This is a genomic window from Peribacillus sp. P4_B1 (assembly GCF_056402395.1).
The window spans coordinates 56,321-72,718 of sequence record NZ_JBFUHM010000020.1 but is presented as its reverse complement, the minus strand read 5'-3'; the positions used below and the strand labels follow the sequence as shown (position 1 = coordinate 72,718).

Annotated in this window: 20 protein-coding genes; 18 read left to right on the top strand and 2 right to left on the bottom strand. The window is 39.7% G+C overall.

Annotation, left to right across the window (positions count from 1 at the left end; genetic code table 11):
* The first annotated feature begins 2 nt into the window (after nucleotides 1-2).
* The 6 genes from rnpA (at nucleotide 3) to rsmG (ending at nucleotide 6,311) form a co-directional block, all read left to right on the top strand.
* Nucleotides 3-359, top strand: a complete 357-nt coding sequence (rnpA, locus tag AC1DVK_RS13705; RefSeq protein ID WP_410863197.1) for a ribonuclease P protein component — start codon at nucleotides 3-5, stop codon at nucleotides 357-359.
* Between the two features lie 178 nt (nucleotides 360-537).
* On the top strand, nucleotides 538-1,326 hold the full coding sequence (gene spoIIIJ / locus AC1DVK_RS13700; RefSeq protein WP_061465922.1) for a YidC family membrane integrase SpoIIIJ: 789 nt from the start codon (nucleotides 538-540) through the stop codon (nucleotides 1,324-1,326).
* Nucleotides 1,323-1,943 (top strand): RNA-binding cell elongation regulator Jag/EloR, encoded by a 621-nt coding sequence (gene jag / locus AC1DVK_RS13695; protein WP_061465921.1) that lies wholly within the window; start codon nucleotides 1,323-1,325, stop codon nucleotides 1,941-1,943. Before spoIIIJ ends, jag begins: the two co-directional genes overlap by 4 nt.
* Before the next feature lie 327 nt (nucleotides 1,944-2,270).
* Entirely contained in the window at nucleotides 2,271-3,656 is a 1,386-nt protein-coding gene (gene mnmE / locus AC1DVK_RS13690; protein ID WP_089363695.1) for a tRNA uridine-5-carboxymethylaminomethyl(34) synthesis GTPase MnmE, read from the top strand.
* A gap of 21 nt (nucleotides 3,657-3,677) precedes the next feature.
* Nucleotides 3,678-5,564 (top strand): tRNA uridine-5-carboxymethylaminomethyl(34) synthesis enzyme MnmG, encoded by a 1,887-nt coding sequence (mnmG, locus tag AC1DVK_RS13685; protein ID WP_061465919.1) that lies wholly within the window; start codon nucleotides 3,678-3,680, stop codon nucleotides 5,562-5,564.
* A gap of 30 nt (nucleotides 5,565-5,594) precedes the next feature.
* A complete protein-coding gene (rsmG, locus tag AC1DVK_RS13680; protein WP_477626694.1) occupies nucleotides 5,595-6,311 on the top strand; it encodes a 16S rRNA (guanine(527)-N(7))-methyltransferase RsmG in 717 nt (238 codons plus the stop codon).
* A 106-nt stretch (nucleotides 6,312-6,417) separates the two neighbouring features.
* Here rsmG and AC1DVK_RS13675 read toward each other — a convergent pair whose 3' ends face one another.
* Nucleotides 6,418-6,564 carry a hypothetical protein gene (locus tag AC1DVK_RS13675; protein ID WP_477626693.1) on the bottom strand — a complete coding sequence of 49 codons (147 nt, stop codon included), beginning with the start codon at nucleotides 6,562-6,564 and terminating at the stop codon, nucleotides 6,418-6,420.
* Between the two features lie 111 nt (nucleotides 6,565-6,675).
* Between AC1DVK_RS13675 and noc the strand changes: the two genes are divergently transcribed.
* The 5 genes from noc to AC1DVK_RS13650 all read left to right on the top strand — a co-directional run bounded on the left by noc (nucleotide 6,676) and on the right by AC1DVK_RS13650 (nucleotide 10,491).
* The gene (gene noc, locus AC1DVK_RS13670; protein ID WP_061465917.1) at nucleotides 6,676-7,536 is read left to right on the top strand and encodes a nucleoid occlusion protein; all 861 of its coding nucleotides are present in this window, start codon (nucleotides 6,676-6,678) and stop codon (nucleotides 7,534-7,536) included.
* 263 nt (nucleotides 7,537-7,799) lie between these two features.
* The gene (locus AC1DVK_RS13665) at nucleotides 7,800-8,561 is read left to right on the top strand and encodes a ParA family protein (RefSeq protein WP_034316249.1); all 762 of its coding nucleotides are present in this window, start codon (nucleotides 7,800-7,802) and stop codon (nucleotides 8,559-8,561) included.
* On the top strand, nucleotides 8,554-9,411 hold the full coding sequence (locus tag AC1DVK_RS13660) for a ParB/RepB/Spo0J family partition protein (protein WP_061465916.1): 858 nt from the start codon (nucleotides 8,554-8,556) through the stop codon (nucleotides 9,409-9,411). The genes AC1DVK_RS13665 and AC1DVK_RS13660 overlap by 8 nt, the downstream gene beginning before the upstream one ends.
* 79 nt (nucleotides 9,412-9,490) lie before the next feature.
* Complete coding sequence (locus AC1DVK_RS13655; RefSeq protein WP_089363697.1) at nucleotides 9,491-10,192, top strand: DUF554 domain-containing protein; 702 nt, start codon at nucleotides 9,491-9,493, stop codon at nucleotides 10,190-10,192.
* A gap of 53 nt (nucleotides 10,193-10,245) precedes the next feature.
* On the top strand, nucleotides 10,246-10,491 hold the full coding sequence (locus AC1DVK_RS13650) for a hypothetical protein (RefSeq protein WP_477626692.1): 246 nt from the start codon (nucleotides 10,246-10,248) through the stop codon (nucleotides 10,489-10,491).
* On the opposite strand, the gene yyaC is transcribed toward AC1DVK_RS13650, so the two are convergent.
* Entirely contained in the window at nucleotides 10,465-11,100 is a 636-nt protein-coding gene (yyaC, locus tag AC1DVK_RS13645; RefSeq protein ID WP_061465914.1) for a spore protease YyaC, read from the bottom strand. The two genes, AC1DVK_RS13650 and yyaC, sit on opposite strands and share 27 nt — an antisense overlap.
* Before the next feature lie 390 nt (nucleotides 11,101-11,490).
* Here yyaC and AC1DVK_RS13640 point away from each other — a divergent pair, with 390 nt between their 5' ends.
* The 7 genes from AC1DVK_RS13640 to AC1DVK_RS13610 all read left to right on the top strand — a co-directional run bounded on the left by AC1DVK_RS13640 (nucleotide 11,491) and on the right by AC1DVK_RS13610 (nucleotide 16,363).
* The gene (locus tag AC1DVK_RS13640) at nucleotides 11,491-12,327 is read left to right on the top strand and encodes a mechanosensitive ion channel family protein (protein WP_477626691.1); all 837 of its coding nucleotides are present in this window, start codon (nucleotides 11,491-11,493) and stop codon (nucleotides 12,325-12,327) included.
* 20 nt (nucleotides 12,328-12,347) lie between these two features.
* Nucleotides 12,348-12,545, top strand: a complete 198-nt coding sequence (locus tag AC1DVK_RS13635; RefSeq protein ID WP_061465912.1) for a DUF951 domain-containing protein — start codon at nucleotides 12,348-12,350, stop codon at nucleotides 12,543-12,545.
* Between the two features lie 166 nt (nucleotides 12,546-12,711).
* Nucleotides 12,712-13,812, top strand: a complete 1,101-nt coding sequence (ychF, locus tag AC1DVK_RS13630; protein WP_089363699.1) for a redox-regulated ATPase YchF — start codon at nucleotides 12,712-12,714, stop codon at nucleotides 13,810-13,812.
* Between the two features lie 194 nt (nucleotides 13,813-14,006).
* Nucleotides 14,007-14,291 carry a 30S ribosomal protein S6 gene (rpsF, locus tag AC1DVK_RS13625; protein WP_034316153.1) on the top strand — a complete coding sequence of 95 codons (285 nt, stop codon included), beginning with the start codon at nucleotides 14,007-14,009 and terminating at the stop codon, nucleotides 14,289-14,291.
* A gap of 70 nt (nucleotides 14,292-14,361) precedes the next feature.
* Nucleotides 14,362-14,892, top strand: coding sequence for a single-stranded DNA-binding protein (gene ssb, locus AC1DVK_RS13620; RefSeq protein ID WP_061465910.1), 531 nt, complete (start codon nucleotides 14,362-14,364; stop codon nucleotides 14,890-14,892).
* 47 nt (nucleotides 14,893-14,939) lie between these two features.
* Nucleotides 14,940-15,179, top strand: coding sequence for a 30S ribosomal protein S18 (gene rpsR, locus AC1DVK_RS13615; protein WP_053348323.1), 240 nt, complete (start codon nucleotides 14,940-14,942; stop codon nucleotides 15,177-15,179).
* A gap of 236 nt (nucleotides 15,180-15,415) precedes the next feature.
* Nucleotides 15,416-16,363 carry a YybS family protein gene (locus AC1DVK_RS13610; RefSeq protein WP_477626690.1) on the top strand — a complete coding sequence of 316 codons (948 nt, stop codon included), beginning with the start codon at nucleotides 15,416-15,418 and terminating at the stop codon, nucleotides 16,361-16,363.
* Nucleotides 16,364-16,398 lie beyond the last annotated feature (35 nt).

Here is a 16,398-nt window from a genome sequence, read left to right as displayed (position 1 = left end):
AAATGAAAAAAAAGTTAAGGATTAAGAAAGAGGACGAATTTCAGCTTGTTTTTAAAAAAGGTGAATCTTCTGCTAATCGGCAATTTGTTGTCTATGTCCTTGAAAAGCCAGGTCAGGATTATTTTCGGATCGGCCTTTCTGTCAGTAAAAAAATCGGGAATGCCGTTGTAAGGAACCAAATTAAAAGATACATAAGGCAAGCGTTTTTGGAATTGAAAGAAGATATAGAAGTGGGTAAGGATTATATTGTGATTGCTCGAAAACCAGCGGCGGAGATGGACTTTTTCCAGGTGAAAAGCAGCTTGATCCATGTCCTGAAACGTTCTAAATCACTAAACTTTAAAATGAAAAGACAATAAAGTCCCCTTTATACCGAATACTAAGCACTCCTCGGATCATGTAGTAACTTGAAAAAGATGACATAGAAAATTCCTATTGGAACTGTGAAAATGGTGGAATACTTTTCCTTGAAAGCCGCTAATGAACAGTTCACAATTGTTTCAAAAAAGATTGATTGCAGATAGGAGGAAATTACGGTTGAAAAAACGAATATTACTCATTATTGGACTAGCCTCGATAATGATGTTGTTAGCAGGGTGTACGGAAATTAAAGAACCTATTACTGCGGAAAGTGAAGGTTTTTGGAATTCATACATTGTCTATCCATTATCAGCCCTGATCATTTGGCTTTCTGAAGCATTTGGCGAGAACTATGGTTTGGGACTCATCGGTGTTACATTAATCATTCGCTTAGCATTACTTCCACTAATGATCAAACAGGTGAAAAGCTCGAAAGCTATGCAGGCCATTCAGCCTGAGATGAAAGAACTTCAAGCAAAATACAGCTCAAAAGATGCTGCCACACAACAAAAACTACAGCAAGAAACAATGGCTTTATTTTCAAAATATAATGTGAATCCATTGGCGGGATGTTTGCCTATAGTGGTCCAAATGCCGATTTTGATCGGATTTTACCATGCCATCAGCCGTACGAAAGAAATTTCTTTACATAGCTTTCTTTGGTTTGATTTAGGTTCCCCGGATCCTTATTATATTTTACCGGTTGTTGCAGGTATTACGACATTTATCCAGCAAAAGATGTCGATGGCTGGCATGAACTCCAATCCACAAATGGCGGCACAAATGACGATGATGCTTTACATCATGCCAATAATGATTGTTGTTTTTGCTATTAAATTTCCCGCTGCTCTTTCTCTTTACTGGGTAGTAGGTAACCTTTTTGGTATCGTTCAAACATATTTCATTAAAGGTCCGGATCTTAGAAAAGCAGCTGCGGAAAACGCGGGAGGGGCAAAGAAAAAGTGAAAAAAGTAACTGCTACAGGACAATCTGTCGAAGAAGCAGTAAATTTAGCTTTAGCTCAACTGAACAGCACTAAGGATCGCGTGGAGATTGAAATAGAAGATGAAGGCAAAAAAGGATTTTTTGGTTTATTTGGTGCAAGGAAGGCAATTGTCCATGTGACATTGCCTCCCGATCCCATTGAAGAGACACTTAAATTTTTGAAGAATGTCAGCGTGGAAATGGGAGTCAATGCAAAAATTGATGTCCATCGTAAAGGTAAGAACGTAACATTTCATTTATCAGGTGATAAAATTGCATTATTAATTGGAAAAAGGGGTCAAACACTAAATTCCCTTCAGTATTTAGCGCAGCTGGTTGCAAATCGATATTCGAAGCAGTTCTTGAATATTACTGTAGATGCAGAAGATTATCGAAATCGCCGCAATGAAACTTTAATCCAATTGGCTGGAAGAATGGCAAATAAAGCTCTAAAAACAGGTAAAGCTGTTTCACTGGAGCCAATGCCATCCTATGAACGTAAAGTCATCCATAATGCTCTCCTGCATTATCCAAAAATAAAAACAACTTCAAGTGGGACGGAACCATATCGCCATTTAGTCATTAGTCCACTCAAATGAACCTTCTGCTTTTAAGCAGGGGTTCTTTTTTTTAGGGCATGATATCGTTGTATGTCGAATGTTTTTTTGTAAAAGAGTAATTCAACAATAACTGACATCATTCTTTTTTTATTCTCATGATCAGTAAAGCGGGCGATATTTGTTATTCACATGTGGATAAGTTAAAATGAGTGTTATAGAATATGGATTCAACGCGTGTGGATAACTCTTGAAAGGAAGGAGTATCTACTTTTTTTCATGAATATACTGTGGTATTGTAGTTATTTAGAGATTCGAGATTTTATTATCAGAAAAAAATAGAAACATCAATATATAAGAGGTGAAAGCATGGAATTCGATACAATCACCGCTATCTCTACTCCCTTAGGGGAAGGGGCAATCGCCATTGTTAGAATCAGCGGTGATGAGGCCATAGAAATAGCCGATGGAATCTTTAAAGGACCAGGCGGAAAAGGATTGCTTGAAGTGAAATCACATACGATTCATTATGGCCATCTTATCCAGCCTAAAACTGGTGAAATCATAGAGGAAGTCATGGTTTCGGTCATGAAGGGTCCAAAGACATTTACAAGAGAAGATGTTGTTGAAATAAATTGTCACGGTGGAATCGTTTCGGTCAATCGGGTATTACAGCTTATTCTCTCACAAGGTGCTCGTTTAGCAGAACCAGGTGAATTTACGAAACGGGCTTTTTTGAATGGCAGGATCGATCTTTCTCAAGCAGAGGCCGTTATGGATTTAATCCGGGCTAAAACGGATAAAGCCATGAATGTGGCATTAGGTCAAATGGAAGGCCGGCTTTCGAAATTAATCCAAAACCTACGTCAAGAAATATTACAGACCCTCGCTCAAGTCGAGGTAAACATAGATTATCCGGAATATGATGATGTCGAAGAAATGACACATCGTTTATTTTTGGAAAAAGGTAGTTATGTGAAGACTGAAATTGAGAAACTGCTTCACACAGCCCAACAAGGGAAAATCCTGCGAGATGGGCTTGCGACGGTTATCATAGGGCGCCCTAATGTCGGGAAATCTTCTTTGCTTAACAGTTTGGTTCATGAAAATAAAGCGATTGTCACTGATATCCCAGGTACAACACGTGACGTAATTGAAGAATATGTCAATGTTCGCGGTGTACCGCTTAAACTTGTGGATACAGCAGGAATTCGCGAAACGGAAGATATCGTTGAACGAATTGGAGTTGAACGGTCCCGTGCAGTATTAAAAGAGGCAGATCTAATATTACTTGTATTGAACTATTCCGATGATTTTACAACCGAAGATGAGAAACTATTCCAGGCTGTTGAGGGAATGGATGTTATCGTTATCATCAATAAAACCGATCTTCCACAGAAAATCGATTCGGCAAAGGTTAAGGAAAAGGCGGCATCACATAAAATCGTTTCTACTTCATTACTTGAGGATCAAGGGGTCGATGAATTGGAAGAAGCCATCGCTTCTTTATTTTTTGAGGGTTCTTTAGAAACGGGGGACCTGACCTATGTTTCGAATGCCAGGCATATAGCCTTGCTAGGACAGGCTTTACAATCAATCGAAGACGCAATCGAAGCTATTGAAATGGGTACGCCAGTTGATTTGGTTCAAATTGACTTCACGAAAGCATGGGAGCTCCTTGGAGAAATCATTGGTGAAAGCGTTCAGGATAATTTGATCAACCAATTGTTCTCACAATTTTGTTTAGGAAAATAAGCGTAAAAGGAGGAAAAGGGTATGCAATACGAAGCAGGTAGCTATGATGTCATTGTTATTGGTGCTGGTCATGCTGGTAGTGAAGCAGGCCTTGCAGCTGCTAGAGTCGGAGCTAAAACGTTGATGATCACCATTAACTTGGATATGGTCGCCTTCATGCCATGCAATCCGTCCGTTGGTGGGCCGGCAAAAGGGATAGTTGTTAGGGAAATTGACGCTTTAGGCGGTGAAATGGGAAAAAATATCGACAAGACCCATATCCAAATGAGGATGCTGAATACGGCTAAAGGTCCTGCTGTTCGTGCGTTACGGGCACAGGCAGATAAATTCCTCTATCAGCAAGAAATGAAAAAGACGATAGAAGACCAAGAAAATTTGACATTGATTCAAGGGATGGTTGAGGAATTAATTGTTGAAAACGACGTTTGTACGGGTGTCATTACAAAAACAGGTGCGGTATATCGTGCGAAAACTGTCGTAATCACGACGGGAACATATTTACGCGGTGAAATCATTTTAGGGGAATTGAAGTATTCAAGCGGTCCCAATAATCAGCAGCCTTCAATCAGGCTTTCAGAACATCTAGAGCAGTTAGGATTCGATTTGGTCCGTTTTAAAACAGGAACACCACCACGTGTCAATAGTTCTTCCATAGATTACAGCAAAACGGAAATTCAGCCTGGTGATGAAGTGCCACGTGCATTTTCTTATGAAACTACAAAGTTCATCACTGATCAATTGCCATGCTGGCTAACGTACACGAATGAGGGGACACATCAGCTCATTGATGAGAATCTACACCGTTCGCCAATGTATTCCGGAATGATAAAGGGAACGGGACCTCGTTATTGCCCATCGATAGAAGATAAGGTCGTTCGTTTCAATGATAAACCACGTCACCAAATCTTCCTTGAACCTGAAGGACGCAATACAAAGGAAGTGTATGTTCAAGGGCTGTCCACTAGTCTGCCTGAAGATGTACAAGTGAAGATCCTTCAAACGATCCCAGGGCTCGAGAAGGCGGAAATGATGCGTGCGGGATACGCAATCGAATATGATGCGATCGTTCCTACTCAGCTATGGCCTACATTGGAAACGAAAAAGGTTAAAAACCTGTATACTGCTGGACAAATTAACGGCACGTCCGGTTATGAGGAAGCAGCTGGCCAAGGGCTTATGGCCGGTATTAATGCCGGATTGAATGCAATAGGTAAGGAAGAACTGATTTTAAGCCGTTCCGATGCCTATATTGGTGTGCTCATTGATGACCTTGTAACGAAAGGTACGAATGAACCATACCGATTGCTGACTTCACGTGCAGAATATCGTTTATTATTGCGTCATGATAATGCCGATTTACGCTTAACGGAAATCGGATTCAATATCGGAATGATCAAAGAAGAACGCTACAATCGTTTCCTTTTGAAAAAAGAAGCGGTTGAAATGGAAAAGGAACGACTAAAATCAAACTTCATCAAACCGACCAAAGAGGTACAAGAAGTCATTACAGCAAGTGGCGGCAGTGAGCTGAAGGATGGAATCCGTGCCTCTGATTTATTGAAGCGGCCTGAAATGGATTATTCCCATATTCAGAAGCTGGCTCCAAGTGATGTCGAACTGAGCGATGATGTGACGGAACAGGTCGAAATTCAGATCAAGTATGAAGGATATATTGAAAAATCCTTGCAGCAAGTCGATCGTCTGAAAAAAATGGAGAATAAAAAGATTCCAGAGAATATCGATTATGATGCAATTTCTGGTCTAGCAACGGAAGCACGCCAAAAATTAAAGCAGGTCCACCCGCTATCAGTAGCCCAGGCTTCAAGAATTTCCGGTGTGAATCCCGCTGATGTTTCCATTTTGCTTGTTTATTTGGAACAAGGTAAGATTGCCAGAGTATCTCAGTAATGGAAATACCCGAAAAGGATTGAAGAAAACATGAATATTGAACAGTTCCAACAAGCACTGCAGGAGAAAGGGATTGAGCTTTCTCCTTACCAGCTTGATCAGTTTGACACTTATTATCGATTATTGGTTGAATGGAACGAAAAGATGAACTTAACAGCCATCACTAATAAAGAAGAAGTTTATCTAAAGCATTTTTATGATTCAATCAGTGCAGCCTTCTATTTCGACTTTAACAAATCTTATCAAATTTGCGATGTCGGGGCTGGAGCTGGATTTCCGAGTATTCCATTGAAGATTTGTTTCCCTGATATCCACGTATCGATTGTGGATTCTTTGAATAAGCGAATCTCTTTTTTGAATCACCTTGCTGAGTCTTTGCAATTAAAGGGAGTTTCCTTCTATCATGACCGGGCGGAAACCTTCGCTCAAAAACCAGAGCATCGCGAATCCTATGATATTGTAATGGCAAGAGCGGTAGCCAGGATGTCCGTTTTAAGTGAGCTATGTTTGCCGCTTGTTAAACCAGATGGGACGTTCATTGCCATGAAAGCTGCTAGTGCACAAGATGAAATGGATACAGGGAAGAAGGCCATTTTTACATTAGGCGGAGAAATCGAAGAAATTCATCCTTTCACATTGCCAGAGGAAAATAGTGAAAGAAACATCATTACTGTAAAAAAAGTGAAGAAGACTCCTAAAAAATACCCAAGAAAACCAGGGACACCGAATAAGCAGCCTATCGAATAACCCTTATACTGATGAGGCAGGTTTCATATTTACTATAAGCGTATGACCTTGTTATGTTCATTCAATACTGTATAAGCCAACATGAAGGTTTTTTTTTGGTACAATGTCAAAGGTGTTCCTTCTTTTCCAGCAGGGCTATAAGCCGGCGATTTTTCTTTTTGATTTCAGGGAAATAATCTTGGGCAAGCCGGCCGATATTTATAAAAACTGGCCGTTCATTCTTCTTTTTTGCCTTGATGACGCCAGTCGACATGTTTTTTACAGTGAAGACCCATATGTATAACCATGTCGGGAAATGTATGCAGGACTTGTCCTTTAAATAGAGAATATGTTATTTGGGAGTTTTAAAAGGTGGTGTAGGAAGATGAAGCATCCTTTTTCGCGGTTCTTTGGGTTTGGCGAAAAAGAAGAACAGCAACTAGAGATGGAGACACCTAGCAATAATAATGAAGAAATAAGAAAAATTTCCATTTCTGATATTGTGCCTAATCGATTTCAACCAAGGACCGTTTTTAATGACGATAAAATTGCTGAATTGGCTCAAACGATTCATACACATGGGATCATTCAGCCAATTGTAGTAAGGGCATATGGACAGGGAAAATATGAAATCATTGCAGGTGAGCGTCGTTTTCGAGCCATGCAAAAGCTTGGCTGGGTATTGGCACCTGCAATAATCAAAGATTTCACCGATACAGAAACGGCTTCCGTTGCGCTGATAGAAAACCTTCAGCGAGAAGAACTGACACCGATTGAAGAAGCTTTGGCTTACGGCAAACTATTGGAGCTGCATAGTCTAACCCAAGAAGCTCTGGCACAAAGACTGGGAATAGGACAATCTACCGTGGCAAATAAGCTTCGGTTGCTTAAGCTGCCCCAGGAAGTTCAAGATGCTCTTCTTCAAAAGCAAATTACGGAACGCCATGCCCGCTCGTTGATACCGTTAAAGAGTCCTGAAAAGCAGCTCAAACTGCTTTTGGAAATCATCGAAAAAGGGTTAAACGTCAAGCAGACCGAAGAGATGGTCGTCAAGCTCTTGACGGGTACTGTGCAAAAGCCGAAACCTAAGCGAAAAGCGTTTAGTAAAGACATGAGGATTGCCGTGAATACTATACGCCAATCACTCAGTATGGTTACAGACAATGGAATAAATTTGGATGCAGAGGAAGAAGAGTTCGAGGAGTATTATCAATTCACGATTAAAATACCTAAGAAAAAAACTTGATTCCCTATCCTTAACCCTGCTTGGTAGTCTACGATTACCAAGCTTTTTTTATTTTGTTGCCAAAAACTCGCATTTTACACCCTAAAAATGATTCAATTTTTCTCGGTTTTTTCATGCTGTTTAGATAAATTTCAAATTTTATGAGGAATTTCAGAAAACGATTTCTTCCAGTAACATTCATGATAAAATAGAAAGAAATAAATGGATTTACGGTAAAAGTTAATAGATATAGCGTGAGAAGATAGTTGAAAGCAGGTGAATTCGTGGGTAAGATTCTCGCCATTGCCAATCAAAAAGGCGGTGTTGGAAAAACGACAACTTCTGTCAGTCTAAGTGCCTGTCTTGCATACATAGGACAGAAAGTCTTAATGGTCGATATCGATCCGCAGGGAAATGCGACAAGCGGTGCAGGTATTGATAAAGCGGATGTGGAACAATGTATTTATGATGTATTGGTTGATGATGTCGAAGCCAGTACCGTCATCATGGAAACAAAGGTAGAAAACTTATATGCTATACCTGCGACAATTCAACTTGCAGGTGCTGAAATTGAACTTGTTCCAACCATCTCAAGGGAAGTCCGATTAAAAAGGGCATTAGAAGAGGTGCAAAGTCAATATGATTACATCGTGATTGACTGTCCTCCATCATTGGGCTTGCTTACGCTTAATGCATTAACGGCAGCAGATGCAGTTTTGATTCCTGTACAATGTGAATATTATGCATTGGAGGGCCTGAGTCAACTCTTGAATACGGTCCGTCTCGTCCAAAAGCATTTGAACCATGATTTGAAAATCGAGGGTGTGCTATTGACGATGTTGGATGCCAGGACAAATTTAGGTCTCCAGGTTATAGAAGAGGTCAAAAAATACTTTCAGGATAAAGTCTATCAAACCATCATCCCTCGCAATGTCCGTTTGAGTGAAGCACCGAGCCATGGAGAACCAATAATTATATATGATCCAAAGTCACGAGGAGCGGAGGTCTATCTAGAACTGGCAAAGGAAGTGGTATCAAATGGCTAAAGGACTTGGCAAAGGACTTAACGCACTTTTCACTGGGGATATAAGTAAAGATGAAATCGTGCGCGAAATCAAATTAAGGGAATTAAGGCCAAATCCTTATCAGCCCCGAAAGAGCTTCCGACTTGAAGCTATAGAAGAATTAAAGCAATCTATCATGGAACATGGGATATTACAGCCGATTATTGCCCGGAAAAGTATTAAGGGCTATGAAATCGTTGCTGGGGAGAGGCGTTATCGTGCTGCCAAGGAAGCTGGTTTAAAGACAGTTCCGGTTGTTGTGAGGGAATTGAATGAACAGCAGATGATGGAACTGGCGATTTTGGAAAACCTGCAACGGGAAGATTTAAATCCAATTGAGGAAGCTGCCGCTTATCAGACACTTCTTGAAAAATTGAATTTCACCCAGGAACAGCTGGCCAATAGGTTGGGTAAAAGCCGACCCCATATCGCGAACTATGTAAGATTGCTATCTTTGCCTGAAGGGATTAGGAGTTATATCTCCGAAGGGGAAATTTCCATGGGGCATGGCCGAGCATTACTGGGTTTAAAGAAAAAAGAGATGCTTAAGCCAGTAGTGGATAAAATCCTCAAAGAAGGAATGAATGTCAGACAGCTGGAGCAATATATACATCAATTGAATGATACCGTTTCACGTGAAACCAAACCTAAGAAACAAGATAAAAAAGATATATTCATAAAGCAACGCGAGTCAAGTCTGCGTGAAAGACTGGGAACGAGTGTAACGATAAAACAAAGCAAGAAAAAAGGGAAAATAGAAATCGAATTCTTTTCAAAAGAAGATCTGGAGAGGATTTTGGACTTGATCGATCAAGAGAACATTTCCTCTTAGATCGCCTTTGTGAAAAAAAAGTGGCAACAGAGGTTTAATCTATTTTTTATTTTTTACTGTGGAAAATTAGGTGAGTGAGATGGTATTATTAGGGGCTTTGGTGAATGGTGCCTGCATTTTAATCGGTTCGATTTTGGGAAGGTTTTTGCAACATATACCTGAAAAGATAAAAGAAACGGTGATGAGTGGAATTGGTTTAGCCGTCATGGTCTTAGGCTTGCAGATGGGGCTTAAAAGTGATCAATTCCTTATTGTCATTTTAAGTATTGTTGGAGGGGCTGTCCTTGGGGAATGGATGAATCTTGAGGGTAGGCTTAATTCTTTAGGCAATTGGATTGAACGCAGGATGAAAGCGAAAGAAGGAATTTCGATATCCCAGGGGTTTGTAACGGCTACGCTCATATTTGGCATTGGGGCGATGGCCATTATCGGTGCCATGGATAGCGGTATCCGGAATGATCATGACGTTTTGATAACAAAAGCGATCATCGATGGATTTACAGCACTGGTCCTCGCCAGTACGCTTGGCATAGGAGTACTTTTTTCGGCATTTCCGGTCATTCTTTATGAGGGCTTGATAGCAATTTTTTCAAGACAGATTAATACGCTGATCCCAACTGCTTTAATGGATTCCTTCATACTGGAAATGACGGCAACTGGGGGAGTCATGATATTAGCAATTGGTTTGAATATTATCGGTGTCACCAAAATAAGGGTGGCTAATCTGCTTCCTGGCATAATGATCACCGCCATTTTAGTTACAATCATGTATTATTTTTAAATAAAGGCTCTTTTCGTAAAGATTGTTGTATTTTAAAACGAAACTATTTAAGGTTGATTGGAGCGGAAGTGCGAGACTCCTACGGGAGCAGCGGGACAGGTGAGACCCCACAGGCGTTTCCGCCGATGAGGCTCACCGCCCGCCCCGCGGAAAGCGAGAAATCAACCACAACTCACTACCTGGTAAATAGCAACAAAGTATGTGAAAACAGCCTAAATAAAAGAAGGAAGGGGATAATCCCTTCCTTCATTTTTTTTGATCAGCAAAACCGATCAAAGGGTTTTTTCTTGCTTGAATGACAATGTGAAAGGAGTGATGGAAGGTTTTACTGGATAATGATTTTGTGCTTCATAAATCCCCTCGGCGATGGTTTTGGCCATTTTTAGCACAAGATTAAGACGAGTGTTTTGCAAGACCATGAACTCCATGAAGCCACTTACATTCACGATTCCTGTTATATGGGCATTTCCAACGGAAGGAAGATCTTTATTGACCCCAGCACCTGGTTTCACCGGTCCTTGACCGATTTGGACAATACCGACGCTTTTCATCTTCCCTAAGCAAGCATCGATTCCGACTATAAATGGATTGGTATGAATCTTTTTTATTTCATTTAATTTTTCCGATAAATTCATCGCATGTATAGGGTCATCTAAAGTACCGTAAACATGGAACGATGAAGAACTGTTTTCAGCTTTTTCACTTAGCAGAGTGCCGACAAGTGGTCCGAGGGAATCGCCTGTAGAACGGTCTGTGCCTATACAGACGATGACGATTGTTTGAAGCTTTCCAGTTGGTAGAAGGTTGATTAATTCCTGGGAAATTTGTTTGGATGCATCCGTATCTTCATGCAGGATGCGGCTCAATCTATTTTTATTATTATTAAATAGACTAGAATTCAGATTCATCGGCTCAACTCCTTTACTTTATTTGGTATTACAGTATACGGATAAAAAGGAAAAAATATACGGTATTTAACGTAACGGATGAGGGAAATTTTTGTAGAACTTGCAAACAGGTGAAGGGGAAATGGATTGACTTTTCTTCCTCTACCAATTGCTTTCATTTATACATTCTAGTAAAAAAATACTGGATTAACTCGGAAAAAACTTCTATTTCTTTTACCTATATACCCATATTTTTTTTGTACAGAAACCCTTATTTATTGATAAAATAGAGAAAACTTCTCCTATTCGGGTTATCTCACAGCATGAGGGGTAGAGGAATAAGTCAGTATGGTAAAGTCATAGAGAAAATATAAAAGTTTTGCAGAATTTTGGATTAGCCAGGAGGAAAAGATGGAACGCATTTATGATAACGTTACAAAAGAGGTAATGGATGAAAAATTATGGTTACTATTAGGGGAAGGAATCATTAAAATCTTCCTTGTTCTCCTGTTATCACGTATTATTATTAGAATAGGAAAGACGGTCATAAGTAAATTTTTCGCGGTTCGCTTAAGAAGTCCTATTCGCGTTTCAGAGCGCAGAGAAACGACACTCATTAAGTTGCTGGAAAATATAGTCACTTATGTTATTAATTTTATTGCCTTGGTAATGATTCTTGAAATTTTCGGATTTGATGTAAAGGCTTTGCTGGCTGGAGCTGGGATTCTTGGTTTGGCAGTTGGTTTCGGTGCCCAAAGTTTGGTCAAAGATATCATCACAGGATTCTTTGTGATTTTTGAAGATCACTTCTCGGTGGGGGACTATATTAAAATTAATACTTTTGAGGGTGAAGTTCTCGAAATTGGGCTTCGTACAACAAAGATTAAAAGTAGCTCAGGAGAATTGCACCTCATACCTAATGGTAGTATTGTTCAAGTTACAAATTATTCTATATTAAATAGTAAGGCTGTTGTGGATGTAGCTATACCTAATGATGGATCAGTGGAACTTGCTGAGAGGGTACTCATTCAAACCTTGAGTAATATGGAAGGCAAATATGACTTCTTAGTCAAAGCACCTGAATTTTTAGGAATTGAAGCGATAAGTCCTGATGAAGTTGTCTTTCGTGTCACTGCTGAAACAAAACCGATGCATCATGTCGAAATGAGTAGAATATTAAGAAAAGAAATAAGTGCTGCGCTTGATTTAAGTGGGATTAAATCTACGTACAATGGCAGCGAGTCATAGGAATTAGGGGGCTCATGGTTATGGAAGAAAAAGAGTTTGCGCTTAAGGATATTGTGGAAATGAAAAAACCACATCCCTGTGGAGTAAATAAGTGGAAAATCATTCGACTTGGTATGGATATCCGGATAAAATGTGAAGGCTGCGGTCATAGCGTAATGCTGCCTCGACGTGAATTCGCGAAGAAAATGAAAAAAGTTCTACAAAAGCATGAGGAGTGATCATGCTTTTTTTTTGAGTGAAGGCAGTCCTGAGTTTCTCATGATTTACTTGTCTTTTTAGGAAGCGAAATCTATAATTGGGAAAGGTTTAGGTAATTGGATGGTTTTTATAGAAAATCAGACTTTTTCCCATATGTACGAATTATCTTGAAGGAGTGAAATATAAATGGCTTTAACAGCTGGTATAGTAGGTTTGCCTAACGTAGGTAAATCCACTTTATTTAATGCAATTACTCAGGCAGGTGCGGAATCTGCCAACTATCCTTTCTGTACGATTGACCCAAATGTCGGGATTGTTGAAGTGCCAGATCACCGTCTGCAAAAATTGACAGAATTGGTCAAACCCAAAAAAACGGTTCCGACAGCATTTGAATTCACGGATATCGCCGGAATTGTAAAAGGGGCCAGTAAAGGAGAAGGTCTCGGTAATAAATTCCTTTCCCATATCCGTCAAGTGGATGCAATTTGTCAGGTTGTCCGTTGTTTCGCAGACGATAACATTACTCATGTTTCTGGAAAAGTAAATCCAATCGATGATATCGAAGTCATCAACCTTGAATTGATCCTGGCCGATTTGGAATCCGTTGATAAACGCATCGACCGTGTCGGAAAAATGGCCAAGCAAAAGGATAAAGGCGCAGTGGCTGAACATGAAATTCTTGTGGCTTTAAAAGAAGCATTGGAGAATGAAAGGCCCGCCCGTTCAGTTGAATTTACCGAGGAACAGCAAAAATTGGTGAAGGGCATGCACTTGCTTACGGCGAAGCCGACTCTTTATGTAGCGAATGTGAGCGAAGATGAAGTGGCTAATGCTGACGATAATGAATATGTTCAGCAAGTTCGTGAATATGCTGCGAAGGAAAATGCAGAAGTAATCGTAATTTGTGCCAAAATCGAAGAAGAAATTGCAGAGCTTGAAGGTGAAGAAAAGGAAATGTTCCTATCTGAACTTGGCATTGAAGAGTCGGGTCTTGACCAGTTGATCCGTGCTTCATATAATCTTCTCGGATTGGCAACATACTTTACAGCTGGTGTACAGGAAGTGCGTGCATGGACATTCCGTAAAGGTATGAAAGCCCCTCAATGTGCAGGTGTCATTCATACGGACTTCGAACGTGGCTTCATCCGTGCCGAAATCGTTTCTTATACCGATTTGCTTGAAGCGGGTAGTCATAGTGCTGCAAAAGAAGCAGGAAAAGTTCGATTAGAAGGAAAAGAATACATCGTTAACGATGGCGATGTAATCCATTTCCGTTTCAACGTTTAAGTTAAAAAGACCCTGCATTTTCCCAATGCAGGGTCTTTTTTGAGCCTTTAATCATTAGATTTCAATTAATTGTAATAAGTCGAACCGTTCGTTGCAAAGCCACTTTAACTATGCTATAATTTTATCTTGTGAGTAATTATAAATAATTGCTCCTTGCCCAATTGGGCCGCTTAGACCAAAAGGAGGTGACAGTGATGAGAAAATACGAAATTATGTATATCATCCGTCCAAACATTGAGGAAGAAGCTAAAAAAGCTTTAGTTGAACGTTTCAACACAATCCTTTCTGATAATGGTGCGGAAGTAGAAGCAAAAGAATGGGGTAAACGCCGTCTTGCATACGAAATCAATGATTTCCGTGATGGTTACTACATGCTTCTTAAAGTTAACGCTGAAAGTGCTGCGATTCAAGAATTCGATCGTCTTGCTAAAATCAGTGAAGACATTATTCGCCACATGGCTACTAGAGAAGAAGTCTAATCCAATATTTTAATATAAATTCTAATCTTGTTTCACGTGAAACAAGTTTGAAACCTAGGGGTTGATTCTGATGATGAATCGCGTAGTTTTGGTAGGACGCTTAACTAAAGATCCTGAATTGCGATATACACCTAATGGAGTTCCCGTAGCTACCTTTACTTTAGCTGTGAATCGTGGTTTTACGAATCAGCAAGGTGAACGTGAAGCGGATTTCATTAACTGTGTAGTTTGGCGTAAACCGGCAGAAAATGTAGCTAACTTCTTGAAAAAGGGCAGTTTAGCTGGCGTGGATGGACGTGTCCAAACACGTAATTATGAAGGACAAGACGGCAAACGCGTATATGTGACGGAGATTCTGGCTGAGAGCGTTCAATTCCTTGAACCACGAAGCAGTTCAGCGGGTGAAAGAAATGAAGGCGGTTCTTACGGTGGAGGTCAAAAAAGTTATGGTAACAATAATAACGGAAATGACAACAATTCGTATGGACAAAATCCTAATCAGAATCAACGGAGCAATAACAACTACACTCGTGTAGATGATGATCCATTTGCAAATGACGGTAAAACAATCGACATTTCAGATGACGATCTTCCGTTTTAAACAGCCGTTTAAAATGAAAATTTAAAAAGCAGGGAGGGAAATTTATTATGGCAATGGGTGGACGTAAAGGACGCGGTAAGCGTAAAAAGGTTTGTTATTTCACATCTAACGGAATCACTAAAATTGATTACAAAGATACAGATCTTCTTAAAAAATTCGTCTCAGAACGCGGTAAAATTTTACCACGTCGTGTAACTGGCACAAGCGCTAAATATCAACGTAAATTAACGATTGCTATTAAACGCTCACGTACTATGGCATTACTTCCATATGTATCTGGTGAATAATAAATTGGCACATTGAGGAGTTTTCCTTAATGTGCCTTTTTTTATAAGTTAGGATCTTATGCTGAAAAACCGCTGAATTGCGGTTTTTTTATTTTTAAAAGGAATTTAAAAAGGTGTTTTCCTTACAAAAAATAATCATATCCTAAAAAAGAATGTGATGTTTGAAATATCCTGGCCGTAACGGATACAATATGAAGATAAGACATTAATTTTAATATTAACGGGGGGGTGAAAAAATGAATAACGGGAGACGAATTGCGGAGGGTGGAGCCCTTTTGGCACTATATTGCATTTTACTGTTCATCACCATTCGAGTCCCGCTAGTGGGTATCTTCACTATTTTCTTTTTACCCATTCCATTCATACTGGTCACAATCAAACAAAAGTTATCGTGGAGCCTCGGTTACCTATTCATTGCTTCACTATTGTCGATCCTCATCGGGACGATATTGTCTGTCCCGCTTACCTTGCTTATGGGGGCAACGGGAATTGCGATCGGTTATTTTTTGAAAAAGGACAAACCGATGGCACCTATGTTCATAAGTGCAGTCCTTGTCTTCCTGGGAGGAATTTTATTAATATATGCAGCTTCAGTGTTAATAACGGATGTTAATTACATAGAAGAATCGATGAATATGGCTGAAGGGTCTATAAAAAAAACAATCGACATCATGGATTCTTTAGGACAGGCACCGACGGAACAAGTCAAAAAGCAGATGTATGAATCAATCGATATGATAAACACGCTGATGCCAAGTTTATTCGTGTTGATATCAGTCAGCATGGTTTTATTGATTTTCTTTGCTGCACATCCCATTGTGAAGAGGTTCAGCGATAAGACGCTAAAATGGCCTCATTTTCGAGATCTTCGACTCCCGAAAAGCCTTTTATGGTATTATTTAATTACGATGCTTCTTGCTCTTTTTGTGAATACGGACAAGAATAGTTTTGTATATATGGCCATATCGAACCTATTTTTCATCCTGCAGTTCTTCATTTTATTACAAGGATATTCCCTGATATTTTATATCGCTCATGTGAAGTCATGGGCTAAAGCCATACCTGTTTTAATCGTGGTTTTTTCTTTGCTGCTGCCGATTCCGATTGTTACAACGGCCGTACGATTTTTAGGTATAATAGATTTAGGATTTCCTTTTAGGGAGACGATCAAGAAAAAGGAATAGACTTTTTTGTAAAACAGATGCTTTTAGGAGCTGAA